Origin of the sequence: Natrinema sp. LN54, assembly GCF_052439245.1 — an archaeon.
GTDB classification, from domain to species: domain Archaea; phylum Halobacteriota; class Halobacteria; order Halobacteriales; family Natrialbaceae; genus Natrinema; species Natrinema versiforme_A.
Genome location: NZ_JBQVRP010000004.1, coordinates 320,507 through 344,135 on the forward strand (window position 1 = coordinate 320,507; position 23,629 = coordinate 344,135).

The window sequence follows — 23,629 nt, forward strand, 5'->3', positions numbered from 1 at the left end:
CAACCAGCGGCCGGCCTCCCTCGGAGGTGAGCGCAGTGCCGGATGACTTCCAGCCCAGCCGGCAGAAGGCCGACCTCGCCGAAGTCGTCGAGATGCTGCTCGACAAGGGAATCGTCATCAACGCCGACATCGCCGTCTCGATCGGCGACACCCAACTGCTCGGCGTGCAACTGCGCGCCGCGATCGCCTCCTTCGAGACCGCGGCGAAGTACGGCCTCGAGTTCCCGGAGGGGACGGACATGCGGCGGGTCGCCGAAGCGGTCGACGAACCCGAACTCGCGGAGGGAGACCGACCGAACCCGGTGATCGATCCGACCCGCGGCGTCAACGTGACCGCGGAAGACGACGCGGCGACCGACTCGGGTGCCGACAACGCCGATAGCACCGGAAGCGACGGCGAGGGTGGCGAGTCGGGCGAAAGCGATCTGGCCGTCGGCGACGAGGAACTGGTGAGCGAACGCCTCGGTGCCAGACCGAACCCCGACCGGCCCACCAGCGGCGGTTTCGACCTGCTCAGTGACGATTCGGAGTCGGACGCGAACGCGGGCGACGATTCGAGTGGGGCCTCGAGCGGGGACGGGGCGGAATCCGACGAGAGCGACGCCGAGGAAAACGAGGCCGCCCCGGAGGCCGAGACGGAGGGTGAGGAGTCGTGAGCACGATCGACGTCGGCGACGGCGAAGACGCGCGTCAGGGGCTCGTCACCCTGGTCATTACCGTCGTCGAGATCCTGATCGAAGCCCTCGAGCGCGAGGCGGTCCGCCGCATGGAGTCGGGGAACCTCTCGGACGAGGAGATCGAACGCCTCGGCGAACAGCTCGCGACGATCGAGGCCGAGATCGAGCACCTCAAGGAAGACGAGGGGATCGAGGACGGCGTCGACGACCTCCGCGGCGATCTGGACGGACTGGTCAACGACGCGATCGAGCAGCTTCACGGCGAGCCGACGGCCGTGCGCGAACCCGGCTACTCCGTCTTCGGAGGTGAGGACGAATGAGCCGCGACGGCTCCGGCGGTCCCGCCGCGGAATCCGAGCAGCGCCCCCTCGAGAACCGCGAGGCGGGCGAGTCGGCCGAGACGCCGTCGATCGACGAGGGACGATACCTCTACTGCATCGTTCGGACCGACGCGGAGGCCGACCTCGAGACGACCGGCGTCGACGGCGAACCCGTCTCGGTCGTCGTCGAGGACGGCATCGGCGCCGTCGTCCACCCCTGTGACGGCATCTACGACTCGGCGAACCTCGCACAGGTTCGCCGGTGGCTCGTCCGCCATCAGACGGTCGTCGACGAGGCCGGACAGGCCTTCGGGACCCCGATCCCGTTCCAGTTCGACACCATCCTCCGGGGCGACGACGACCGCGTCCGCGAATGGCTCCGCGAGGAATCGGACACCCTCGAGCAAGCCCTCGACGGACTCGCCGGCCACTGGGAGTACCGGGTCGAGGTCGTCGAGATCGACCCCATCAGCGACGAGTCGCTGATCGAGCGCGACGAGCGCCTGCGCGAACTCGACGAACAGATCGGCGACTCCGGAGAGGGGACCGCGTTCCTGCTCGAGAAGAAGTTCGACCAGCGGCTCACGGAACTCCGGGCCGCGCGACGGGAGTCGCTGACCGCCGACGTAGAGGAGCGATTGGCCGCCGAAGCGCGGGAGGTCCACGCCCTCGAGCGCTCGCCGAGCGCGAAACTGTCCGACGACGTGGCGGACGGCTCGGGGTCGGACGACTCGAGTGCCGGTGACGACGACGGCGAAACGCTCTGTCGCCTGACGCTGCTGGCCCACGAGGACGACGAGGGGGCGATCGGCTCGATACTCGACGACGTGGCCGCAAACGAGGGCCTCGAGGTCCGGTTTACCGGGCCGTGGCCGCCGTACACGTTCGCACCGGAACTCGGCGGCGGTGACAGCAATGGTGACCCGACCGCGAGCGATCCGAACCCACAGCCATGAGACCGCGAAAGGACGACGACGCGCTCGTCGACGTGCTCGACGTGTTGCTCAGGGACGGCGCGATCCTCCGCGCGGACGTGATCGTCTCGGTCGCAGAGATTCCGTTAGTCGGCATCAAGCTCACGGCGGCCATCGCCGGGATGGAGACGATGACCGAGTACGGCCTCTTCGAGGAATGGGACGCCGAGCGCCGGCGCGCGGCCGTCAGCCGCCGTCAGTACGACGAGCCGGATCCGGAGCCGGAATTCGAGGAAGTGACCGAACTCGGCGTCGGCAGTTCTCACGAAGACGGACAGAACCGAGACGACGGGGCGGAATAAGCGGGCGACTCGAGGCGGCGAGGCCGGAGCCTGCGAGACGCGAGGGGTGGCTGTCGACCGAAGCGATTCGATCCTCGGGCCGGCGGTCGGCCCTGCCCGAGGCCGACGGTCAGGCGTACTTCGGGCGCTCCGTCGTGTGCTCGACGTCGCCGGTGACGGTTTCCTCGTCGCTGTCGTCGTCGTAGACGTACTGGCCCGTCCCGCCACAGAGGGTGCACTCGTAGGTCTCGGAGATTTCGTTGATCATCTCGCCGTCCTCGAAGTAGACGCGACTCTGCGTGATCTGCAGGAACTGGGCCGTCTCGCAGTTAGTGCAGGTGATCATACCCGTTCGATAGCCACGACCGGTTGTAGTTATCCGGCTTGTAACCGAAAGGGGCGCGCGACTATCACAGCCTTACCGCCGCCGCAGTCGTCGCGGGTCGAACGGTCGACCCCGGTCGACGCCGGCCGCCGTTCGGACGCGATCGACCGCGGGTAACAACTCCATAACCGCAGGACGGAACCGGTGTCCGCGAGCGGAGTTTATGGAGTGGTTGGGCCGACGAAAAACCGTCTTTCCTGCTGAAACGCCGATATTAATATCTACCGCCACGGCCGTCTTTCGACCCGATTCGACCGACAGAAATCGGGACATCTCCGGCCGCTCCGAACAGTGAAATCCGGCGGTCAGTCGCCGGCCTCGAGGCGGCCCTCAGCGGTCGACCGCGATCCGATCACCGGTTCTCGCCGCGTCGTACGCCGCCTCGGTCAGCGCCGTCACCCGGAGCGCGTCCCGGACCGTCGCCGGCGGGTCGGTGCCCTCGTCGAGGCTCTGGAGGAAGGCCTCGGCGCGGGACCGCTCGCTTCGAGGGTCGATGTACGGCGCGTATTCTCCCGCGTCGGAATCGATCTCGAGGACGTCCCGAGAGCCCCACTGTGTCCCCTCGAGATAGACCGCTCCCTCGTCGTCCCAGAGGTGGGCGTGCTCGCGGACCGACGGCGCGTCGCCGTGAAACGAGAACGTCCCGGTCGCCCCGTTCGCGAACTCGACATCGAGGTGGGCGCGGCGGTCGACCCGCTCCTCGTCGTCGTGGAAGTCCATGCTCGCGGCGACGGACTCGGGCTCGAGCCCGGTCGTCCAGAGGACGCCGTCGAGGACGTGACTCCCCGTATCGTACAGGAAGCCGCCGCCGGAAAGCTCCGGATCGAGCCGCCACGTCCCCCGCGAGTCGTCGATCCAGCCCTGCGTGATCGAGGCGGTCAGCCACGTCGGGTCGCGGTCGGCGAACCGGTCGCGGGCCGTTCGGAACGCCGTCTGGAGGTGGCGCTGATAGCCGACCATAACAGTCTGATCACTCCGTTCGGCCCGGCTCGCGAGGTCGCGGGCCCGCTCGAGGTCGGTCGTCAGCGGCTTGTCGCAGTAGACGTGGCAGTCCCGCTCGAGGGCGGCGACGACCTGCTCGTAGTGCAGCGTGTGGGGCGTCCCGACGAGGACCGCGTCGATGGCTCCGTCCTCGAGCATCGCCGCGTACTCGGCGTACCGGCGGTCGCCGGGCACGTCGAACTCCCGACCGACCCGCTCGAGGCGATCCGAATCGAGATCGCAGATCGCCCGGACGGTCGCGTCCGGATGGCGGTGGAACTGGCCGCCGACGGTGGTTCCGATGTATCCCAGACCGACGATACCGAGCCGAAGCGGACGTGTCGTCGCGCTGTCGCTCATACGGTACTCCACGAGTTCCACTGCCATCCCTCTGGAGTCGTCGCAGGCAAGCACCGCCGGCGACCGGTGGCAGTCTCCGGCCCGTCGCGGCGAACCGCCGCTAACCCTTTCCGTCCGCACCGGGAACGTCCCCGTATGGCAAGCAACATCACGATGTACGTCCTCGAGGGCTGTCCGTACTGCGAGGCCGTCACCGACCGTCTCGAGGAAGCGGACATCGAGTACGAGCGCGAGGAGGTCCCGGCGCTCCACTCCGGCCGAGACGAGGTCAAGCGAGTCTCGGGACAGCGGGCCGTCCCCGTGCTCGTCGACGAGGACCACGGCGTGACGATGGCGGAGTCGGAGAACATCCTCGAGTACGTCGAGCGGACACTCGCCTGACCGCGATTCGGCACGCGAGGGATCGATCCGTAGCACGGGGCTACGGCCGGGTTAGACGCCGCCTGCGACCGGTCCGGTGACGCTACCGGGAGCCAAACGTCCGCATAACAATACCCGGAACGCCCGTTGGCCAACGTGCGGGGAGGAACGACCCCGCCGGGTACGCGCTCGGCCTACACGACGCGCTGACCAGCCGATTGCGTGCGTTCATGCCCGGATCGCTCGGACGTGGTCTCGCCCCCACTTCGAGTACGCTCATGTCTCTCACGCCCAGGGCGGTTCCCGCCCCGCCCGGGTTTCAGAATCGACCGACGAGCGACGGCTCGCGGATTCTCATGTGCTCGCACCAGACAGCCAGCGGCTCGCATCGGAAAAAACGGTGCAGTCGGTCGCAGTCGATTGATTCTCGTCCTCGAAGCCCGCTCAGAACTCCGTGATGACCGGAATGCCGACCGTCTCGTAGTCGTCCATCGAGGCCAGCGTCTCCGGCGCCTCCTCGAGCGACAGCGTCTCGCCGATGATCTTGCTCGGCTCGAGGGTGCCCTGTGCGATCAGGTTGAACAGTTCCTCGTAGCGGACCAGCGGCATGCCGAAGGAGCCGTGGAAGTCGATTTCCTGCATCGTCATCACGTCGACCGGGAGATCGATCTGGCCCTCTTCCTCGCCGGTCGTCAGCCCGACCTGTACGTGGCTGCCGCGGGTTCCGAGGCTGTTGACCGAATTCTGGCAGGTCTCGGTGATACCCAGCGCGTCGATCGAGACGTCGGCCCCGTCGCCGGTGAGCTCTTTGACCGCCCGCGGCGCGCTGTCTACCTCGGTGCTGTTGATCGTCTCGACGGCGCCGAGTTCCTCTGCCCGCTCGAGTTTGCTGTCGAGGACATCGATCGCGATCGGGTGTGCGCCCAGCGCCTGCGCGATGTGGATCGCCGAGAGGCCGACGCCGCCACAGCCGTGGACGGCGACCCAGTCACCGGGTCGGAGATTTGCGCGGTCCGCCAGCGCGTGATAGGCCGTCATGAACCGACAGCCCAGTCCGGCCATCTCGGTGAAGTCGACCTCGTCGGGGAGTTTCACGCAGTTGAAGTCGGCTTCGCGGACGGGGAAGGCTTCCGCGAACGCCCCCGGCGCGTACTCCGACAGGCCGAGCGGAATGACCGTCTCGCAGTTGTTCGCTCGCCCCTCGCGGCAGTGCGTACAGGTCCCGTCGCCGAGGTGGAACGGCACCGCCACGCGGTCGCCCTCCTCGAGCGTTTCGACGTCGTCGCCGACGGCCGAAACGATACCTGCCGGCTCGTGGCCGAGGATCTGGCCCTCCGGAACGCCGGCACCGATCCAGCTCCAGTCGCCCTGCCACGCGTGCCAGTCGCTGCGACAGACCCCGCACGCTTCCGTTTCGACGATGACCTGATCCGGAGTCGGTTCCGGGTAGTCGACGTCTCTAACAGCGAGCGGTTCCCCATGTTCCTCGATTACGGCCGCTTTCATGGTCTACCAGTAGTACGAACGAGTATAAAAGTGTGGTCGACTCGCGGTTTATTTATAATAAATATATCTTGAGTTTTATAGCGTTGTATCGTCGGCCAGTTGTCGGAAGCAGACCGCTCTCGGTCGAAATACGAAGTGAACAGTCGGAGCGAGAACAACGGCTCACCAATTAATCAGAGAACGGAGATGGACGAGTTGGACGATCGGTCCGGTCCGTGGCACACTCTCTCGGTTCGCCTCCGGTTGTCCACGGTATCGGCGCGCTGTCGTTCACGGCTGCAGAGGAAATATCAGTACTCAGTGATAGATCTATATCAAACATGTCGAAATTACCTACTGAATGTACAGAAACGGCCGATCACGGGATCGTCTCTCCGTATCGCCTACAGGCGCATCTATATCGGGCTTTTAGGGGGTTACGGGTCTCGACTCGAGTCGCGACGCTGTTTGGACAACTAACTCTCCATCCCCAACCGCTATTCCAAGCCCGAGAACCCACTGAAAGGTTCGATTAGGTGACGATACGGTACGTCGGAACGATTGAATATGCGTGATACAGTAACCTAACTATACCTATTCGGGTCCCGACTATATTCTCGTTACATAAGAATTCATATGTCTATCCAGAAGTAGCCGTTAGCGGTACACGTTGACCACCACACGGGATTCGCAATATGCTCAATCCGCTCACCGTTCACGATCCGGCCCGTCGTTCGTTCACCGATCAACAGCGAAGCGGAGAGGGAAAATTACAGACATACATCTGTAATCCATGCGCGGGTTTCGATCAGCGACCCACACGGATACGGACAATCGGATCGGAAGCCGTTCACGCAAAGGGACAAACGACCGTTATGTAATGGCGAACGGTTGTCGACATGATTCCGTGGCGTAATATCGGTTAACAGCTCCTCTGGGTCACTTTCACACCGCGTATCCGACTCCGGATGGAGGAGGCGTATCGTCAGAACCGAGGTAGCAGTGCTCACAGCTGATTCGAGTGGCTATTTCGGATGTTTGCGTTATAGGAGAACATACTTTCTCTATGGATGAACGACCCACACCATACTCGAGCGATAGCGGTAGTCCCTCACACGCATATACCGGTCATGGGACGCGGACCGTGAGCCAGCGGTCTGAAAGCCCGGTTCGTATTCACGACCGCACGTTCATGAATGATGAACACATAGATATTTATAGGAAACGTATACTAGTCAGTATATGGGCAAGCGAGCGAACAATCCAGTGAAGTCGGTCGTCACGACGTTCGACATTCTACAGACGCTGCGTCGACTCGACGGCGCCGGCGTCACCGAACTGTCGAACGAACTCGAACTGCCGAAAAGTAGCGTCTACAACTATCTCAGCACGCTCGAGCAGGAGGAGTACGTCGTCAAGGAGGACGGAACGTACTACATCGGGCTTCGGTTTCTCGATCTCGGACGGTACGTGCGCCAGCGCGACGACCTCTACGAGACGGCCCGGCCCGAAATGGAAGCGATCGCCGACGAGACCGACGAGCTCGTGAATCTGCTCGTCGAGGAACACGGACAGGGAGTCTACGTCTGCCGAGTTCGTGGCGATCAGGCCGTCAACGTCGCCGCGAGTACCGGCCACCGTGTCGCGTTGCACAACACGGGCCTCGGGAAGGCAATCCTCGCATACCTGCCCGAGGACCGCGTCGACACGATCCTCGACGATCACGGGATGTCGGCCGATACCGAACACTCGATCACCGACCGCGGGGAACTCAAAGCCGAACTCGCGGAGATCCGTGACCGCGGTGTCGCGTTCGATCGAGAGGAACGAATCGGCGGTCTCTGCTGTGTCGCCGTTCCGATTCTGGACCTCGAGGACCGACCGATCGGGGCGCTCAGCGTCGCGGGGCCGACGAGTCGCATGAAGGGCGAGCGGCTCGAATCGGAACTCCCCGAACTCCTCAAGAGCGCGGCGAACGTCATCGAGCTGAATCTCACCTACTCCTGATCGGTTGCCAACTCGGCCTCGTCACTGCTCCACACAAACCGTTGTTCACCAATCACGAACAAGAATTTCACGACCGGCACCACGCGACGACGCCGTCCGTCTGCGTTCGCTCGAGGGTGCCGCGATCGACGTGAGCGGCGAAGTGTCCCGACAGCGGATACGCGAGGTCGGCGTCGAGCCCGTAGCTGCCGCGACGGTCGACGACGCCGTCGATCGCGTTCCGGAGGGTGATCGTCCCGTGCTCGTCGACGAGTTCCAGCGCGAGGGTATCGAGTTCCGAGACGAACGCCAGTGACTCGTCGACGAACCGATCCACCGCGTCGCCCTCGAAGACCTCGTAGTGAGTCAGCGAGAGCACGTCCGACTCGAGTGCTCGGAACAGTTCGATCGCGTCCTCGTACTCCGGGTAGCAGTAGTACGGCGGCGGCTGATCCTCCGTGTCTCTATCTCTCGCATTCGTCTCCTGACATTCCAGTGGCGGACCCACAAAAACGTTGGTTCGGTCGGCACGACGAGCCGATCAGAAGGCGCTGTCCGCGAACCCGCCGTCGACGGTGACGACCTCGCCGGTCACGAACGAGGCGGCGTCGCTGGCGAGGTAAATCGCCGCGCCGACGATCTCCTCGCGCTCGGCGACGCGACCGAGCGGCGTTCGATCGTCGATGCGCTCGCGCTTCTCGGTGCCCTCAGCGTAGGTGTCCGCGTTCTGGGGCGTGATGACGAATCCCGGCGCGATCGCGTTGACCCTGATATCGGGCGCGAGTTCCTTCGCGGATGCGCGTGTGAAGGCTTCGACGCCCCCCTTGGCGGCGGTGTACGCCGGCAGGTTCGCCATCGAGAGCCGAGCCGCCAGCGAGGAGATGTTGACGATCGAGCCGCCGTCCTCCATCGCCGGTGCGAAGGCCTGCGTCACGCGGCGGACCCCGTCGAGTGCGACGTCGGTGACGAACTCCCAGTCCTCGTCGGAGATGTCCTGGACCGTCGCCCGGGAAATCGCCCCCTGCGACGCGACGACGATGTCGATACCGCCGAGTTCGTCGACCGCCGTTTCGCGGACGCGCTCGAGGGAGTCGGCTTCGGTGACGTCGCAGGTGACTCGCGCCGTCTCGACGCCGCGGTCTTCGATTTCCGTTGCGGTCTCGTCGACCGTCTCCTCGCTGCGGCTCGTCGCGATGACGTCGGCACCCTCCTCGGCGAAGCCGAGGGCGATCGCCTGTCCGATCCCGCTCGTCCCGCCGATGACGACGGCTCGCTTGCCACTGACGGTCACCGGACTGTGTTGGTAATCGACCATACCGCAAGCGAGACCGTCCGACCTCATTATGTTTACCCTCTCGAGCGAGGGCGATCCGTCCGATGCTGAACCCCGCAGAATTATAATTGCGGACGAACGATACGGTATCATGCGCGGATTAGCCAAGACCAGTCGAAGCAAGGGAGCCATGGAACTCGCCGACCGCGAGCGGCCCGAACCGGAACCGGACGAGGCGCTGATCGAGGTCGATTATGCGGGCCTCTGTGGGAGCGATGCGGGGATCTACGAGTTCGAATCGGCGTTCGAACGAATGGAACTGCCGACGGTCATCGGCCACGAGTATTCGGGTCGCGTCGTCGAGGTCGGCGACGCCGTGACGAAGTTCGCGGTCGGCGACCGGGTCGTCGAGCGGCCGATCCGCGGCTGTGGCGACTGCTACCAGTGCGAGATCGGCGAATCGAACGTCTGCCAGAACTCGGTCATCACGGGCGTCGACCACGACGGTGCCTACGAGCCCTATATCGCCGTCCCCGAGGACGCACTCCACCCCGTCCCCGACAGCGTCGAACAGCAACACGCGGCGATGGTCGAACCGACCAGCATCGCTGCCCGAGCCGTCATCCAGAACTCCCGTGTGCGCGCCGGCACTCGAGTCCTCGTCGAGGGGCCCGGTCCGATCGGACTCCTCACCGCACAGGTCGCCCGCGCACAGGGCGGCGAGGTCGTCGTCAGCGGCGTCGGCCAGGACGGCGACTACCGCCTCCCGCTCGCCGAAGAACTCGGGTTCGAGACGGTCAACGTGGCCGACGACGATCTCGACGCCGTCCGCGACGAACTGACCGACGGTATCGGCTACGACGTCGTCTTCGACACGACGGGCCACCCGTCCGGACTGCCGTCGGCCGTCGACGAGGTTCGGAAGGGGGGCCAGATCGTCCTCATCGGACAGACCGGCGAGACGACGATGCCCTACTCGCCGCTCGTGCGCTCCGAGATCGACCTGCAGTGTTCCTACGCGTCGAAGTACGAGGACTTCGAGAACGCGCTTCGCCTGATCGACACGGGCGACGTCGACGCCGAGACGTTCATCGACGACCGCTTTAGCCTGCTCGAGCCCGACGAAGCGTTCGAGACCTTCATCGAGGGCGGGACCTGCAAACCCGTCTTCGACGTCTCGGTCCTGCGGGACTGAGTTACCCCACTGATATTTTCTCGTCAGGCGACCGTTTCAGACGGAAGTTTTAGTAGTGCCTACCGTAATTCACGACTGTCGATGGATTACAGACAGCTGTCCGACCCGAACGCAGAGTATACGATGCGCGACCTCTCAGCGGAGACGATGGGAGTTTCGAACTCCCGCGGGCCGCGTGACGTCGAGATCACGGACGTCCAGACGACTATCGTCGACGGCAACTATCCGTGGACGCTGGTCCGCGTCTACACCGACGCCGGCCTCGTCGGCAACGGCGAGTCCTACTGGGGTGCCGGCGAACGCGAGATCATCGAGCGGATGGCCCCGTTCCTCGAGGGAGAGAACCCGCTCGACATCGATCGCCTCTACGAACACCTCGTCCAGAAGCTCTCCGGTGAGGGATCGATCGCCGGGAAAGCGATCTCCGCGATTTCGGGGATCGAACTCGCACTGCACGACGTTGCCGGGAAGATCCTCGAGGTGCCGGCCTACCAGCTCATCGGTGGCAAGTACCGCGACGAGATGCGGATGTACTGCGACTGCCACACCGAGGACGAAGCGGATCCCGACGCCTGCGCCGACGAGGCCGAACGCGTCGTCGAGGACCTCGGTTACGACGCCCTGAAGTTCGACCTCGACGTTCCCTCGGGCCACGAGAAGGACCGCGCGAACCGTCACCTGCGCGGTCCCGAGATCGAACACAAGGCCGAGATCGTCGAGAAGGTCACCGAGCGCGTCGGCGACCGCGCCGACGTCGCCTTCGACTGCCACTGGTCGTTCAGTTCCGGCAGCGCACACCGACTCGCCGATCGCTTAGAGGAGTACGACGTCTGGTGGCTCGAGGACCCGATCCCGCCGGAGAACCACGACGTACAGGCGGAGGTCACCAAGCGGACCTCGACGCCGATCACGGTCGGCGAGAACGTCTACCGGAACCACGGCAACCGCCGGCTGTTCGAGGAGCAGGCCGTCGATATCGTCGCGCCCGACGTCCCCCGCGTCGGCGGCATGCGCGAGACGCGGAAGATCGCCGACCTCGCGGACATGTACTACGTCCCGGTCGCGATGCACAACGTCTCCTCGCCGATCGGCACCATGGCCAGCATCCACGTCGGGGCGTCCATCTCGAACTCGCTCGCCGTGGAGTACCACTCCTACGAACTCGGCTGGTGGTCGGACCTCGTCGAGGAAGACATCATCGAGGACGGGTACGCCGAAGTGCCGGAGAAGCCGGGTCTCGGGATCACGCTCGATCTCGACGCCGTCGAGGAGCATCTGGCCGACGGTGCCGAGATGTTTGACGAGGCGTGAGCCGAAGTCAAGCTCACGGAGCTTCGCTCCGGGTTGTTCGATGAAGCGTAGCTTCATCGTGCTTGCAAATCTCCGATTTGCGTCGTTTGACGAGGCGTGAATTCGAGTCGATCCGCCTCGAGTCCGACGAGCCGTCGCTGAACCGACCGAGGACGAGTGCGAGGGTCTGTCCCACTATTCGCCTTCGCACCGATTGCCGCTTCTCTGGGCGACGGTCTCCCGTCTACTGGCTAGACAGCGCCGCTCGAGACCCGTTGTCGATCGGAGACGGTGAGAGCGATCGCGGAGATCTCCATTAAAGTCCATTAATTACGATGGATTTATATGTCAGTGGTAACACCTCACAATCGGCATGGTTGACAATTACAATCCGGTTGGCAGTATGGATAGGCGAACGTATCTCACGGGGATCGCAGCGAGCGGTGCTCTGGGCATGGCTGGGTGTCTCGGTGGGTCCGGCTCGGACGAGTTCGAAGTCCTGCACGGCTGGACGGGGGGTGACGGCAAGGAAGCGATCGATGCGCTTACCAGCGGGTTCGCGGACGACAACCCGGATATCAGTCAGGACAACTTTCAGGCCGTCGGTGGGGACGGCAACGTCGACCTGAACGCGACCGTCATGCGTCGGTTGACGAACCAGAACGTGATGAGTGCCTTCGCCAACTGGCCGGGCAAGAACCTGGAGCGCTACCGGGACAGCCTGATGGACCTCGAGGAGGACGTCTGGGAGGCCGAAGGCTACAAGGACGTCATGCAGGATCGCGTTATCGATTACTGCGAGTTCAACGATAAGATGCCGGTGGTGCCGATCGGCTCCCACCGAATGAACAACCTGTTCTACAATACGTCCGTCTTCGAGGAAGCGGGCGTCGACGCCGAGAGTCTCAGTAGCGTCTCCGATCTCATGGACGCGCTCGAGCAGATCGATCAGGAAACCGATGTCACGCCGTTTTCGCACGCGATGGTGGCGCCGTTTACCGGGCTCCAGACGTGGGCACAGATCCTGACGAGTCAGAGCGGCGTCGAGGCATACATGGACTTCATCGAGGGCGACGGCGACCGGGACGCGATGATCGAGGCGTTCGACGTCCTCCAGGAGATCCGGGAGAACTACATTCCGGGAGACGCCTCCTCGATCGGCTACACGGAGGCCGGACAGAAGATCATCGGCGATCTCGATACCGACCAGCCGCCGGAAGCGGCGTGTATCCACGGCGGCAATTGGCTGTACGGGATGTTCCGTGCCGACGACAGCTTCAACTTCGGCGAGGAGTGGGACTGGATTCCGTTCCCCGGAACCGAGGGCGTGTACTTCTACCACGTCGACTCCTTCGTCACGCCGGCCAGCAACCCGACCGAGGAACAGACGATCGAGTGGCAGAAGTACGTCGGAACGAAGGAAGCCCAGATCGCGTTCAACAACCCCAAGGGATCGGTGCCGCTCCGAACCGACATCGACCCGAACGAACTGACGGACTTCCTCGCGATGACCTACGAGCATCTGACCGACTCCGAATCGTATCCGCCGACGATCGCCCACGGCCTCGCCGTCGAACCCGAGGTCCTCGACCAGTGTAAGAGCGTGATCGGGAATAATTTCCAGAACCCGTACGACGCCGAAGCAGCGGCGGACGGACTGCTCGACGCGGTCTCTCAGTAAGCACGTTATCATACCTAAATTTTTATTAACGTGGGACAGAGTCAATAGGCTGATGGCAACACAGGAAACGACAGAATCGACAACAGCACCGACCGAGGAGGTGGTGGACTGGCAAACGAAGCTCAGGTATTTCCTGAACAGCGACTTCGTCCGGTCGTCGCCCTACTGGGGGATCCCGTTCGTCCTGATGGGAATCGCCGTGTACGGCGGCATCGGGTACAACGTTCTCATCTCGTTTACCGACTTCTCTGGGATCAGTTCGCCGACGTACTCGAATCTCGACCTCGAGATGTACCGGACCGCGTTTGCAAACGAGGCGTTCCGTGAGGCCGCGATCAACAATCTCATCCTGCTCGTGGCCTTTACGACCGTCTCGCTGATCTTGGGCCTGTTCCTCGCGATCTTGCTGGATCACGGAATTAGGTACAAGGACAAGATACAGACCGTCTACCTGCTGCCGATGGCGCTTTCGTTCGTCGTCACGGCACAGCTCTGGCGCTGGATGTACAATCAGGAGAGCGGATTCCTCAACGTCGTCGTGACGGGACTCGGATTCGAACCGATCGACTGGCTTGGGAATCCGGAGATTGCCCTTGCATCGGTCATCTTCGCGCTGGTCTGGCAGTTCAGCGGGTACGCGATGGTGGTCTATCTGGCGGGGCTTCAGTCGATCCCGCGCGATCAGTTCGAAGCCGCGAAAGTCGACGGCGCGAGTACGCTTCGCACCTACCTGCGGATCATCGTGCCACAGCTAAAGGAATCGTCCGTCAGCGCCGCCGTCGTCCTGATGGTGTTCGCGCTCAAGGCGTTTACCTTCCTCTACTCGCTCGTGGGCCAGTATCGACCGCCGAACGGAACGGACATCCTCGCCACCCTGATGGTCCGTCAGGCGTTCAAATTCGGTAAGTGGGCGTACTCGGCCGCGATCGCGACGATGTTGCTCCTGTTAGCCCTGAGCGTCATCGCGCCGTATCTCGTCTATCAGCACCGACAGGGGAGCCTCTAACAATGTCACAAGCAAGCTCCGATTCGAACCTCGATGTCGTGTCGCTCGTCGAGAACGTGAACCTCAAGCGGATCGGCCAGTACGCACTGGTCATCTTCTTCCTCGGATTCTTCTTCATTCCCCTCGAGACGGGGATCATGACGGCACTGAAGACCAACGAAGGCGTGGCGCGTTCGCTTCCGCTCGCACCGCCGACCGGAGAGACGTTCACGCTGTCGAACCTCCAGTTCGCGCTCGAGCGCCTCTCGCGCTCGTTTGTGAACTCGCTGCTCATGGCCATTCCCGCGACGATCCTCAACGTGTTGCTCGCGAGCATGGCCGCCTACGGCCTGACGATGGTCAGCTGGCGCGGCCAGATCGGCATGCTGTCGCTGTTCCTCGTCGGCGTTTTCGTGCCGTATCAGGCCGTACTGGTCCCGCTGTCGCGATTCTGGAACAATATCTTCCCGCTTGCGGATCTGCTGGAGCCGACGTTCGCGGTGATACCGCTGTTACAGGGGTATCACTCGCAACTCGTTCCGCTAATAATCACCCACGTCGCGTACGGGATCCCGATCTGTACGATCCTCTTCCGATCGTACTACAAGGGCCTCCCGAACTCGCTGGTCGAAGCGGCGAAGATCGACGGGGCGAGCATCACGAAGATCTATCGGCGCATCGTCCTGCCGATCTCGAAGCCGATGTTCGGCGTGGTGTTCATCTATCAGTTCACCCAGATCTACAACGAGTTCCTGTTCTCGTTTACGCTCATCGCAGGGTCGAACGCCGACGCGGCACCGATCACGCTGTTGTTGCCGGCAGTCGGCGCGTCGACCTCCGGGATCGACTACGGGATCCGGATGTCGGCGGCGTTCCTCGCAGCACTGCCGACCATCCTCCTGTACGTCGCGTTCGCCGAAGAGTTCGCCAAAGGACTGCGCACGGAGAGTGGATAATCGATGGGACGCATTCAACTCGATCACATCACGAAACGGTTCGGAGACGCGGTCGCCGTCGAGGACGTCACCCTCGACGTCGAAGACAGTGAGTTCCTCGTCCTCGTCGGCCCGTCGGGCTGTGGGAAATCGACGACGCTGCGGATGATTGCCGGCCTCGAGACGCCGACGGAGGGCAACCTCTACATCGACGGTGACCACATGAACTATCGCGTTCCCCAGAACCGGGATATCGCGATGGTGTTTCAGGACTACGCGCTCTATCCCCACATGACGATCCGGGAGAACGTCCGGTTCGGACTGGAAGAGGAGGAGGGCTACACCCCCGACGAGATGGACGCGCGCGTCGAGGAGATCGCCGCCGACCTCGGCATCGAGTCCCTCCTCGATCGCAAGCCCGGCGAGCTCTCGGGCGGCCAGCAACAGCGGGTCGCGCTGGGTCGAGCCATCGTCCGCGATCCGGAAGTCTTCCTGATGGACGAGCCACTCGCCAACCTCGATGCCAAACTCCGGGCACAGATGCGGTCCGAACTCCAGAACCTGCAGGAGGACCTCGACGTGACGACGGTCTACGTCACCCACAACCAGACGGAGGCGATGACGATGGGCGACCGGATCGCCGTACTAAACGACGGTCGCCTGCAGCAGGTCGGCGAACCCCTCGAGCTCTACCACGAGCCCGCAAACCAGTTCGTCGCGGGCTTCATCGGCGAGCCGATGATGAACTTCCTGTCCGGCCACCGGTCCGAGGACGGGTTCGCTGGCGATTACCTCGAGTACCCGTTCGACGAACGGCTCGAGGCCGCCGTCGGCGATGTCGACGACCTCGTGCTCGGAATCCGTCCGGAGGCGATCGACGTCCGACGGGCGGAGGATGCGACGACCCAACTCGGCGAGCACGAGTTCTCGATGACCGTGACCGTCGCCGAAACGCACGGCAACCAGAACGTGGTGCATCTCACCCACGCCGATGCGACGGACGAACACGACGTCTTGCAGGCGGTGACCGACGGCATGCACGTCGTCGAACCGGGCGACTCGGTCGTGGTCACGCTCGATCCGGATTCGATCCACATCTTCGACGGGACGAGCGGCGACGCGCTCCGCAACCGTCGGCTCGAAACCGAACGCGAACTGACACAGGTGTAATATGGCGGGCTTAGAACTCGACGACGTAACCAAGGTGTATCAGGACGGAGAGGCGAGTGTCGTTGCGGTCGAAGACGTCTCGGTCGAGGTTCCCGACGGGGACTTTCTGGTCCTCGTCGGCCCGTCGGGCTGTGGGAAATCGACGACGCTGCGGATGATCGCCGGCCTCGAGGAGGTCACCGACGGCGATGTCAAACTCGGCGAGCGGACGGTCAACGACGTGTCGGCACAGGACCGCGACATCGCGATGGTCTTTCAGTCGTACGCGCTGTATCCCCACAAGTCCGTTCGCGAGAACATGTCCTTCGGACTCGAGGAGTCGACGGATCTCTCGAGTGCGGAGATCTCCGAGACGGTCGAGGAGACGGCGGCGCTGATGGGTATCGACGACTTGCTGGATCGCAAACCCGGCGAACTCTCGGGCGGCCAGCAACAGCGGGTCGCACTCGGACGGGCCATCGTCCGCGATCCCGACGTGTTCCTGATGGACGAACCGCTCTCGAACCTCGACGCGAAGTTACGCGCCGAGATGCGCACCGAACTCCAGCACCTCCAAGAACAACTCGGCGTGACCACGGTCTACGTCACCCACGATCAGACGGAGGCGATGACGATGGGCGACCGGATCGCCGTACTGGATCAGGGGGAACTCCAGCAGGTCGGCACGCCCCTCGAATGCTATCACGAGCCGAACAACCTGTTCGTCGCGGGCTTCATCGGCGAGCCGTCGATGAACTTCTTCGACGGCACTCTCGAGGGAGACGCGTTGGTGACCGACGACTTCAAGTATCCGTTGTCCGCGGAACTGGACGCGGACCTCGAGGACGGAACCGATCTCGTGCTCGGGATTCGGCCGGAGGATATCCGGATCAGCGACCGAGGGACGGGAGACCGTGGATTCGAGGCGGACGTCTCGGTCGTCGAGCCGATGGGCAACGAGAACATCGTCCATCTTCGGTTCGACGGTGCGACGGCGGCCGAGGAGTTCATCGCGACGACCGAGGGCGTGCCGACGGTCAGCGGCGGTGATCGAGTCACCGTCGAATTCCCCGAGGAGGCGATCCATCTCTTCGACGCCGAGAGCGGAGTGGCGGTCAAGAACCGCCGACTGGCGTTTACCGGAACGGCCGACGGCGTCCTCCCGTAGGCGGATCTGTGTTTTCGAGGACGGGTCGAAAAAACGGCGTGTGACTGCGGGACGACTACGTTTCAAACGCGGCGAGACGATTCAGGCGAACGGGAGGATCGTCGAGAAGATGAGCGTGCTGAGCAGGCCCGTGATCCCGATGAGGGTCGTCGCGACCGTCCACGTCTTGAGCGTCTCGCCCTGCGTGAGGCCGCCGATCTCCTTGACGATCCAGAAGCCGGAGTCGTTGTACCACGAGCAGAACGACGCGCCCGCGCCGATGGCCATGACGAGGTAGGCGACGTTGACGTCGAGGCCGCTCGCGAGCGGGGCCATGATCCCCGCGGTGGTGACGATCGCGACAGTCGCCGACCCTTGGACGACGCGGACGCCGGCGGCGATGACCCACGCGGTCACGAGCAGGCCGAGACCGACCCCTTCGAGACTGTTCGCGATGTACGTGCCGGCACCGGCCGCCTGCAGCATCGCACCGAACGCGCCGCCGGCCGCGGTGATGGCGGCGATGTTGCCGCCGCTCTTGAGCGCGTCCGTGAGTTCGTCGGAGAACGCGTCACTGTCGAGATCGCTCATGCGGAAGTACGTCAGCGCCGCCGCCAGCGCGGCCGCCGTGAGCGCGAGGTTCGGATCGCCGAAGAAGCCGGTGATGTTTCTGACTGCCGCGTCTTCCCCGAGGATCGTCTGCGTGGTCGTGTCCGCGGTCACGAGGAGCACGGCGAGCAGAATCGGGAGCAGCGATTCGACCATACCCGGCAACGAACTCGTCGGGATCTGGTTTTGCGCCTCGAGTTCTTCGACCGTCGTGCCCATCGAATCGCGGAGCGGAATTTCGAGCCGGCGGTTGATCCAGTAGCCGTATCCGAGTCCCGAGACGAGCGCGGTCGGGACGCCGACGAGCACGCCGATCAGGATCGTGCTGCCGAGATTGGCGTCGAACTCCTCGACGGCGAGCAGCGGGCCGGGCGTCGGCGGCACGAACCCGTGCGTGACGACACCGGCGGCCCCGACCGCGACGATGTACAGGGTGTAATTCTTCCCGATACGTGCTCGAGCGGACCGCGCGAGCGGCGCGAGCAGGTAGAAGACGTTGTCGAAGAACACGGGAATCGACATCACGAAACTGCTACTGAACAGCGACAGTTCCGTGTTCTCGTCGCCGAACACGCTCGTGAACCCGCGGACGATTCGGTTCGCAGCGCCGCTTTCGACCATCGCTTTTCCGATGATCGCGGCCATCAGGATCGGGATACCGATCCCGGCCATGTTCTCACCGAACGCCGAGGCGAACTCGCCGGGGACCTCGGCGAAGGCGACCTCCGGTGCGACGATGCCGACGGTGAATCCCGCGATGACGAGCGAGACGAACGCCGGAAGGTCAAAGACCACTAGCAACAGAACGATCGCCACGATACCTGCGACGAGCGAGACGAGGGGTGCCTGTCCACCTAACTGTAGCACAGTGTTATTGAGCATCACACCCACACATATTTGATGGTTATATATCATCGTTTTTCATGATTACAAATGAGTTCGGCGAAAGAGCAACTCGAGAGAGGGCGAGTAAAAGCGACGCACACGCAGTTGACGGCGAGTCATTCCGAGAGGCGGATGGCACCGGTCGCGACCGATTCGGTCGGTTACCGGTACCCGGCGTATCTCCAGTCAGGGGTCGTCGAATCACGTCTCGAGTAACCCACCGGCAGTGTGGCCGAGCACGGCCGTGTCGACCACGTCGCCTCGAGCGGGCGCTCTCGGAGGGACTCGCTCGAGCGACGATGGCGATCACGCGGTAACTGGACAGAAGAGCCTCGGTCGCTCCGTGTGGACGGTAGTCCCTGAAACGTCGGCTCCGTTCAGACTTCGACGACCGTGTTCGAGAGTGTCCCGATCTCGTCGATTTCGATGCGGACCTCGTCGTCGGGCTGGAGCGTGAAGCCGTCGTCCGGGACCAGCGAGGTACCCGTGAGCAGGACGCCGAGTTCGGGCACGACGTCGTGGTCCCGCCAGTGTTCGACCAGTTCCTCGCAGCTGCGAGCCATGTTGCCGATCGACGTTTCGTCGTCGTAGAGCACCTCGCCGTCGCGGGAGATCGACATCGACATCGTCAGTTCGTGGGGATCGCCGACGTCGGCGGCGGAGGCGACGCAGGGACCGATCGAACAGCAGCGCTCGTACATCTTCGCCTGCGGCAGGTACAGCGGGTTCTCGCCCTCGATCGAGCGGCTGCTCATGTCGTTGCCGATCGTGTAGCCGACGATCGATCCGTCGTAGAGGACGATTCCGAGTTCCGGTTCGGGAACGTCCCACGTGGAGTCGGCGCGGATCCCGACGGCCTCGCCCGGACCGACCGTTCGGCTCGGCGTCGCTTTGAAGAAGATCTCCGGCCGGTCGGCCTCGTAGGCGTGCAGGTACATCTCCGGCATCCCGCTCTCTTCCTCCCGGGCCTCCTCGCTGATTTCGTAGGTGACGCCCGCCGCCCAGACCTCCTCGGGCACGACCGGCAGCGTTCCGTCCGGAAGCGAGTCAGGAGAGACCGTCGGTGCCTCGTCTGCGACCTCGCTCGCCAACTCGTCCACGCCGACGCCCGCGATATCCGCTGCCGCCGCGAGGTCCCCGAAGCTGTCCAGCCGCGGTTTGACGGCCGTCAGATCGTACGCTGTCTCGTCGTCGACAGCGATTAGTCTATACTGGTCGCCAGTCGATAGGCGCTGATACCGCATGCAGGCATCAACTACCTAAACCGTTATAAATGTCCCGTCCCCGAGCGAGCCCGCCGCGTCGAAGGGTCGGAACGGCAAGAATTATGGGCGGACGGGACGACGTACACACGTATGGCAGACCAGCGGTTGAACTACGTGAGCGGCGAGTGGACCGAATCGCACACCGGCGAAACGTTCGAAACGACCGATCCCGCAAACCCCGGGGAAGTCATCGCGACCTATCCCCAATCCGACGCCGAGGACACCGAGCGAGCGATCGAGGCGGCGAGTGCAGCCAGCGACGAGTGGGGGTCGACGCCCGGTCCCGAGCGCGGCCGAATCCTCGCGAAGACCGGTTCGCTCCTCGATCAGCGAAAGGAGGAGCTGACCGAACTGCTCGTACGGGAAGAGGGCAAGACCCGAAGCGAGGCCGGCGGCGAGGTCCAGCGTGCGATCGATATCTTCCACTACTACGGCTCGAAGGCCAGCGACATCGGCGGCACGGTCAAGAGCTCGAGCGCCCGAGATACGAACCTCTACACCAAGAACGAACCCCTCGGCGTCGCGGGCCTTATCACGCCGTGGAACTACCCCATCGCCATCCCGGCATGGAAGATCGCGCCCGCCCTCGCCGCGGGTAACGCGGTCGTCATCAAGCCCGCGACGCTCGCGCCCGGCGTCGTCCACGAGATGGCCGGCGCACTCGAGGAAGCCGGCCTGCCCGACGGCGTGCTCAACGTCGTCACCGGTCCCGGCAGCGAGGTCGGTGGCACGATCGCCAGCCACGAGGATGTCGACGCCATCTCCTTTACCGGAAGCACGGCAGTCGGGAACACCGTCTACGATACCGCGACTGAGGACGGCAAGCGCGTCCAACTCGAGATGGGCGGCAAGAACCCGACGGTCGTCAGCGACACGGCCGACGTCGAGGAAGCGGCCCAGATCGTCGCCGACGGCGCGTTCGGCGTGACCGGGCAGGCGTGTACGGCCGCCTCCCGCGCTATCGTCCACGAGGACGTCTACGACGAGTTCGTCGAGAGGGTCGTCGACCGCGCCGCAGCGATCGACCACGGCCACGGACTCGACGACCCCGGTATGGGGCCCCACGTCAGCGAGTCCGAACTCGAGAGCACGCTCGAGTACGTCGATATCGCCCAAGAGGAGGGCGCGACCCTCGAGTTCGGCGGAAGCGAACTCGACCGCGACGGCTACTTCGTCGAGCCCGCGGTCTTCTCGGACGTCGATCCCGAGATGCGCCTCGCACAGGAGGAGGTCTTCGGACCGGTACTGGCGGTCATCCCCGTCAGCGACTTCGACGAGGGACTCGCCGTCGCCAACGACGTCGACTACGGGCTCTCGGCGAGCGTCGTCACGGACGACCATACCGAAGCGAACCGCTTCGTCGAGGAGATCGAAGCCGGCGTCGTCAAGATCAACGAGAAGACGACCGGCCTCGAACTCCACGTTCCCTTCGGCGGCATGAAGGACTCCTCGAGCGAGACCTACCGCGAGCAGGGCGACGCCGGACTGGACTTCTACAGCATCAGCAAGACGGTCTACGACAACTACTGATCGACTGTCGTCCGCTCGAGTCACAGGCGATATCGACGCTATTTTTCGGCGGTTGCAGTCCGCTCGGTCCGGTCGCTGCGTGCGTGACAGTACGGGATTCAGTATAGCGCCACACCTGTTGAACAGTACCGGTTCGAACGACTTGATCGCGACGACCGATACGCGGTAGCGGTCAACTGTGTTTTCCAAGACAGAGACGTTGTTATGTAATATTGAACGCCGTGTTGTCGGTCCGGATCGCCGTTTCCACGCATCACACACACATCGTTCTGTAATGCAGGCGGATCGATGACGGGGTTGCTGCCGGAAATCGGGCTCGAGGCGGCCGATATCGGAGAGGGGCTGTTGGGGCCACTGTGAACGCCGGTAGATCGTCGGTGATCGATCGGACTCGCAGCCGTTCAGCAATCATTGATAGAACGCCCAACAGCATTCGGCCGAAGAGTTGACTTCTCGCGCCGAAAGTCACGGCTGCGGTGATTGTGGCCGTCTCGAACGGACCGTCTCGACAGCTATCCGCCAGTAACACTGAACTCCAATTCGGTATTGATGAACGCTTGGTCGTCAGTCGGAATACCCTCTTCGGTGTCGGGAAACCGGTTGACAGGAGGCCACGACGGCGTATCTTTATCAGTCGTCCGAAAGAGGTGACGAACGTGACACCGACGATCACGAAAATCGAAAGTCGAGAGTTCGAGTACCCCCTCGAGGACGTGGGGACCGACGAGCACGGGTTCAACCTCGTCTACGAACCCGGCGAGACGACGATGCGGAAGCTCTTCGGGGTCAAAATTCACACGGACGAGGGGATCACTGGCGAGTACGTCGGCGGGAACTCGCCTGCGGCCGCCCAGTACAACATCATCGCGAAGTACCTGATCGACAAGGACCCGCTGCAGCGGGAGAAACACTGGTCGGAAGTCAAACGCGCGCTACGGAAGTACGATCGAATGGGGATCGGCCCGATCGACATCGCGCTGTGGGACTTCGCCGGAAAGTACTACGACGCGCCGATCCACGAACTGCTCGGCACCTACCGCGAGCGCATCCCGGCGTACGCGTCGACGTACCACGGCGACGACGCGGGCGGCCTCGACTCGCCCGCCGCGTTCGCCGACTTCGCCGAGGACTGTCGGGACCGCGGCTTCGGCGGGTTCAAAATCCACGGCTGGGGCGGCGGTGACGACGCTCGCGACCTGACCCGAGAGATCGAGGCCGTGCGCGCGGTCGGCGACGCCGTCGGCGACGACATGGACCTCATGCACGACCCCGCCTGCGAACTGGAGACCTTCGCCGACGCGCTCGAGCTCGGCCGCGCGCTCGACGAGGCGGGCTTTTTCTGGTACGAGGACCCGTTCCGCGACGGCGGCATCTCCCAGCACGCCCACCGAAAGCTCGCCCGGAAACTCGAGACACCGATCCTCCAGACCGAACACGTCCGGGGGCTCGAGAGCAAATCCGACTTCGCGGCCAACGACGCCACGGACTTCCTGCGAGCCGATCCGGAATACGATGCCGGGATCACCGGTGCGATCAAAGTGGCGCGGATGGCCGAGGCCTTCGGGCTCGACGTGGAGTTTCACGCGCCCGGACCCGCCCAACGGCACTGTATCGCCGCCTGCCGGAACTCGAACTACTACGAACTGGCGCTGGTCCACCCCGACTGTCAGAACACCCAGCCACCGGTCTATCAGGGTGGGTACTCGGATCTGATGGACGCCGTCGACGACGACGGGACCGTTCCGGTTCCCGACGGACCGGGACTCGGCGTCGAGTACGACTGGGAGTACATCGAGGAGCACACGACCGGCAGCGTTCACACCTACGAGTAGTCGATCGGATCGTCCCGGTCGACTCGAGCCGTCGACTTCTGAAC

The 23,629-nt window shown here is 63.7% G+C and carries 22 protein-coding genes; 15 read left to right on the forward strand and 7 right to left on the reverse strand.

The window, feature by feature from the left end; all coding sequences use genetic code 11:
• Nucleotides 1–35: 35 nt before the first annotated feature.
• Genes gvpJ through gvpM form a run of 4 tightly spaced genes read left to right on the forward strand, consistent with a single transcriptional unit; the run spans nt 36 to nt 2,273 of the window.
• Nucleotides 36–656 carry a gas vesicle protein GvpJ gene (gene gvpJ / locus ACT4ML_RS14100; protein WP_444721430.1) on the forward strand — a complete coding sequence of 207 codons (621 nt, stop codon included), beginning with the start codon at nt 36–38 and terminating at the stop codon, nt 654–656.
• Entirely contained in the window at nt 653–997 is a 345-nt protein-coding gene (locus ACT4ML_RS14105) for a gas vesicle protein K (RefSeq protein ID WP_444721431.1), read from the forward strand. The genes gvpJ and ACT4ML_RS14105 overlap by 4 nt, the downstream gene beginning before the upstream one ends.
• The gene (gvpL, locus tag ACT4ML_RS14110) at nt 994–1,953 is read left to right on the forward strand and encodes a gas vesicle protein GvpL (protein WP_444721432.1); all 960 of its coding nucleotides are present in this window, start codon (nt 994–996) and stop codon (nt 1,951–1,953) included. Before ACT4ML_RS14105 ends, gvpL begins: the two co-directional genes overlap by 4 nt.
• Entirely contained in the window at nt 1,950–2,273 is a 324-nt protein-coding gene (gvpM, locus tag ACT4ML_RS14115) for a gas vesicle protein GvpM (protein ID WP_444721433.1), read from the forward strand. Before gvpL ends, gvpM begins: the two co-directional genes overlap by 4 nt.
• Before the next feature lie 109 nt (nt 2,274–2,382).
• Here gvpM and ACT4ML_RS14120 read toward each other — a convergent pair whose 3' ends face one another.
• Nucleotides 2,383–2,598 carry a hypothetical protein gene (locus tag ACT4ML_RS14120; protein WP_006432768.1) on the reverse strand — a complete coding sequence of 72 codons (216 nt, stop codon included), beginning with the start codon at nt 2,596–2,598 and terminating at the stop codon, nt 2,383–2,385.
• Between the two features lie 369 nt (nt 2,599–2,967).
• Nucleotides 2,968–3,978 carry a Gfo/Idh/MocA family protein gene (locus ACT4ML_RS14125; protein ID WP_444721434.1) on the reverse strand — a complete coding sequence of 337 codons (1,011 nt, stop codon included), beginning with the start codon at nt 3,976–3,978 and terminating at the stop codon, nt 2,968–2,970.
• Nucleotides 3,979–4,113: 135 nt separating this feature from the next.
• On the opposite strand from ACT4ML_RS14125, the gene ACT4ML_RS14130 reads away from it, so the two are divergent.
• Nucleotides 4,114–4,359 carry a glutaredoxin family protein gene (locus ACT4ML_RS14130; RefSeq protein ID WP_444721435.1) on the forward strand — a complete coding sequence of 82 codons (246 nt, stop codon included), beginning with the start codon at nt 4,114–4,116 and terminating at the stop codon, nt 4,357–4,359.
• A 423-nt stretch (nt 4,360–4,782) separates the two neighbouring features.
• Here ACT4ML_RS14130 and ACT4ML_RS14135 read toward each other — a convergent pair whose 3' ends face one another.
• Complete coding sequence (locus ACT4ML_RS14135) at nt 4,783–5,844, reverse strand: zinc-dependent alcohol dehydrogenase family protein (protein WP_444721436.1); 1,062 nt, start codon at nt 5,842–5,844, stop codon at nt 4,783–4,785.
• Between the two features lie 1,221 nt (nt 5,845–7,065).
• Here ACT4ML_RS14135 and ACT4ML_RS14140 point away from each other — a divergent pair.
• Entirely contained in the window at nt 7,066–7,830 is a 765-nt protein-coding gene (locus tag ACT4ML_RS14140; RefSeq protein WP_444721437.1) for an IclR family transcriptional regulator, read from the forward strand.
• 67 nt (nt 7,831–7,897) lie between these two features.
• On the opposite strand, the gene ACT4ML_RS14145 is transcribed toward ACT4ML_RS14140, so the two are convergent.
• Nucleotides 7,898–8,317 (reverse strand): hypothetical protein, encoded by a 420-nt coding sequence (locus tag ACT4ML_RS14145; RefSeq protein ID WP_444721438.1) that lies wholly within the window; start codon nt 8,315–8,317, stop codon nt 7,898–7,900.
• A gap of 33 nt (nt 8,318–8,350) precedes the next feature.
• Nucleotides 8,351–9,124 carry an SDR family NAD(P)-dependent oxidoreductase gene (locus tag ACT4ML_RS14150; protein WP_444721439.1) on the reverse strand — a complete coding sequence of 258 codons (774 nt, stop codon included), beginning with the start codon at nt 9,122–9,124 and terminating at the stop codon, nt 8,351–8,353.
• 109 nt (nt 9,125–9,233) lie between these two features.
• On the opposite strand from ACT4ML_RS14150, the gene ACT4ML_RS14155 reads away from it, so the two are divergent.
• From ACT4ML_RS14155 to ACT4ML_RS14185, 7 genes are all read left to right on the forward strand, one after another.
• Nucleotides 9,234–10,277 carry a zinc-dependent alcohol dehydrogenase gene (locus ACT4ML_RS14155; RefSeq protein WP_444721440.1) on the forward strand — a complete coding sequence of 348 codons (1,044 nt, stop codon included), beginning with the start codon at nt 9,234–9,236 and terminating at the stop codon, nt 10,275–10,277.
• A 75-nt stretch (nt 10,278–10,352) separates the two neighbouring features.
• Nucleotides 10,353–11,588 carry a mandelate racemase/muconate lactonizing enzyme family protein gene (locus ACT4ML_RS14160; RefSeq protein ID WP_444721643.1) on the forward strand — a complete coding sequence of 412 codons (1,236 nt, stop codon included), beginning with the start codon at nt 10,353–10,355 and terminating at the stop codon, nt 11,586–11,588.
• 382 nt (nt 11,589–11,970) lie between these two features.
• On the forward strand, nt 11,971–13,248 hold the full coding sequence (locus tag ACT4ML_RS14165; protein ID WP_444721441.1) for an ABC transporter substrate-binding protein: 1,278 nt from the start codon (nt 11,971–11,973) through the stop codon (nt 13,246–13,248).
• Nucleotides 13,249–13,300: 52 nt separating this feature from the next.
• Entirely contained in the window at nt 13,301–14,254 is a 954-nt protein-coding gene (locus ACT4ML_RS14170) for a carbohydrate ABC transporter permease (RefSeq protein WP_444721442.1), read from the forward strand.
• Between the two features lie 2 nt (nt 14,255–14,256).
• A complete protein-coding gene (locus ACT4ML_RS14175; protein WP_444721443.1) occupies nt 14,257–15,189 on the forward strand; it encodes a carbohydrate ABC transporter permease in 933 nt (310 codons plus the stop codon).
• 3 nt (nt 15,190–15,192) lie between these two features.
• The gene (locus tag ACT4ML_RS14180; RefSeq protein ID WP_444721444.1) at nt 15,193–16,338 is read left to right on the forward strand and encodes an ABC transporter ATP-binding protein; all 1,146 of its coding nucleotides are present in this window, start codon (nt 15,193–15,195) and stop codon (nt 16,336–16,338) included.
• A 1-nt stretch (nt 16,339) separates the two neighbouring features.
• Nucleotides 16,340–17,485 carry an ABC transporter ATP-binding protein gene (locus ACT4ML_RS14185; protein WP_444721445.1) on the forward strand — a complete coding sequence of 382 codons (1,146 nt, stop codon included), beginning with the start codon at nt 16,340–16,342 and terminating at the stop codon, nt 17,483–17,485.
• A gap of 81 nt (nt 17,486–17,566) precedes the next feature.
• On the opposite strand, the gene ACT4ML_RS14190 is transcribed toward ACT4ML_RS14185, so the two are convergent.
• Together ACT4ML_RS14190 and ACT4ML_RS14195 are read right to left on the reverse strand one after the other, a co-directional pair.
• Entirely contained in the window at nt 17,567–18,955 is a 1,389-nt protein-coding gene (locus ACT4ML_RS14190) for a GntP family permease (protein ID WP_444721446.1), read from the reverse strand.
• Nucleotides 18,956–19,335: 380 nt separating this feature from the next.
• Nucleotides 19,336–20,202, reverse strand: coding sequence for a fumarylacetoacetate hydrolase family protein (locus tag ACT4ML_RS14195; protein ID WP_444721447.1), 867 nt, complete (start codon nt 20,200–20,202; stop codon nt 19,336–19,338).
• Nucleotides 20,203–20,313: 111 nt separating this feature from the next.
• Here ACT4ML_RS14195 and ACT4ML_RS14200 point away from each other — a divergent pair, with 111 nt between their 5' ends.
• Nucleotides 20,314–21,753, forward strand: a complete 1,440-nt coding sequence (locus tag ACT4ML_RS14200; RefSeq protein WP_444721448.1) for an aldehyde dehydrogenase family protein — start codon at nt 20,314–20,316, stop codon at nt 21,751–21,753.
• A gap of 656 nt (nt 21,754–22,409) precedes the next feature.
• On the forward strand, nt 22,410–23,585 hold the full coding sequence (locus tag ACT4ML_RS14205) for a mandelate racemase family protein (protein ID WP_444721449.1): 1,176 nt from the start codon (nt 22,410–22,412) through the stop codon (nt 23,583–23,585).
• Nucleotides 23,586–23,629: the final 44 nt, after the last annotated feature.

Excerpts from the sequence above, each read along its gene's own strand:
- ACT4ML_RS14155 (WP_444721440.1), top strand. The coding sequence starts at position 9,234 with ATGCGCGGATTAGCCAAGACCAGTCGAAGCAAGGGAGCCATGGAACTC.
- ACT4ML_RS14120 (WP_006432768.1), bottom strand. The coding sequence starts at position 2,598 with ATGATCACCTGCACTAACTGCGAGACGGCCCAGTTCCTGCAGATCACG.
- ACT4ML_RS14180 (WP_444721444.1), top strand. The coding sequence starts at position 15,193 with ATGGGACGCATTCAACTCGATCACATCACGAAACGGTTCGGAGACGCG.
- ACT4ML_RS14150 (WP_444721439.1), bottom strand. The coding sequence starts at position 9,124 with ATGGTCGATTACCAACACAGTCCGGTGACCGTCAGTGGCAAGCGAGCC.
- ACT4ML_RS14140 (WP_444721437.1), top strand. The coding sequence starts at position 7,066 with ATGGGCAAGCGAGCGAACAATCCAGTGAAGTCGGTCGTCACGACGTTC.
- ACT4ML_RS14135 (WP_444721436.1), bottom strand. The coding sequence starts at position 5,844 with ATGAAAGCGGCCGTAATCGAGGAACATGGGGAACCGCTCGCTGTTAGA.
- ACT4ML_RS14165 (WP_444721441.1), top strand. The coding sequence starts at position 11,971 with ATGGATAGGCGAACGTATCTCACGGGGATCGCAGCGAGCGGTGCTCTG.
- ACT4ML_RS14125 (WP_444721434.1), bottom strand. The coding sequence starts at position 3,978 with ATGAGCGACAGCGCGACGACACGTCCGCTTCGGCTCGGTATCGTCGGT.
- gvpL (WP_444721432.1), top strand. The coding sequence starts at position 994 with ATGAGCCGCGACGGCTCCGGCGGTCCCGCCGCGGAATCCGAGCAGCGC.
- ACT4ML_RS14130 (WP_444721435.1), top strand. The coding sequence starts at position 4,114 with ATGGCAAGCAACATCACGATGTACGTCCTCGAGGGCTGTCCGTACTGC.
- ACT4ML_RS14190 (WP_444721446.1), bottom strand. The coding sequence starts at position 18,955 with ATGCTCAATAACACTGTGCTACAGTTAGGTGGACAGGCACCCCTCGTC.
- ACT4ML_RS14175 (WP_444721443.1), top strand. The coding sequence starts at position 14,257 with ATGTCACAAGCAAGCTCCGATTCGAACCTCGATGTCGTGTCGCTCGTC.
- gvpM (WP_444721433.1), top strand. The coding sequence starts at position 1,950 with ATGAGACCGCGAAAGGACGACGACGCGCTCGTCGACGTGCTCGACGTG.
- ACT4ML_RS14170 (WP_444721442.1), top strand. The coding sequence starts at position 13,301 with ATGGCAACACAGGAAACGACAGAATCGACAACAGCACCGACCGAGGAG.
- ACT4ML_RS14195 (WP_444721447.1), bottom strand. The coding sequence starts at position 20,202 with ATGCGGTATCAGCGCCTATCGACTGGCGACCAGTATAGACTAATCGCT.
- ACT4ML_RS14200 (WP_444721448.1), top strand. The coding sequence starts at position 20,314 with ATGGCAGACCAGCGGTTGAACTACGTGAGCGGCGAGTGGACCGAATCG.
- ACT4ML_RS14185 (WP_444721445.1), top strand. The coding sequence starts at position 16,340 with ATGGCGGGCTTAGAACTCGACGACGTAACCAAGGTGTATCAGGACGGA.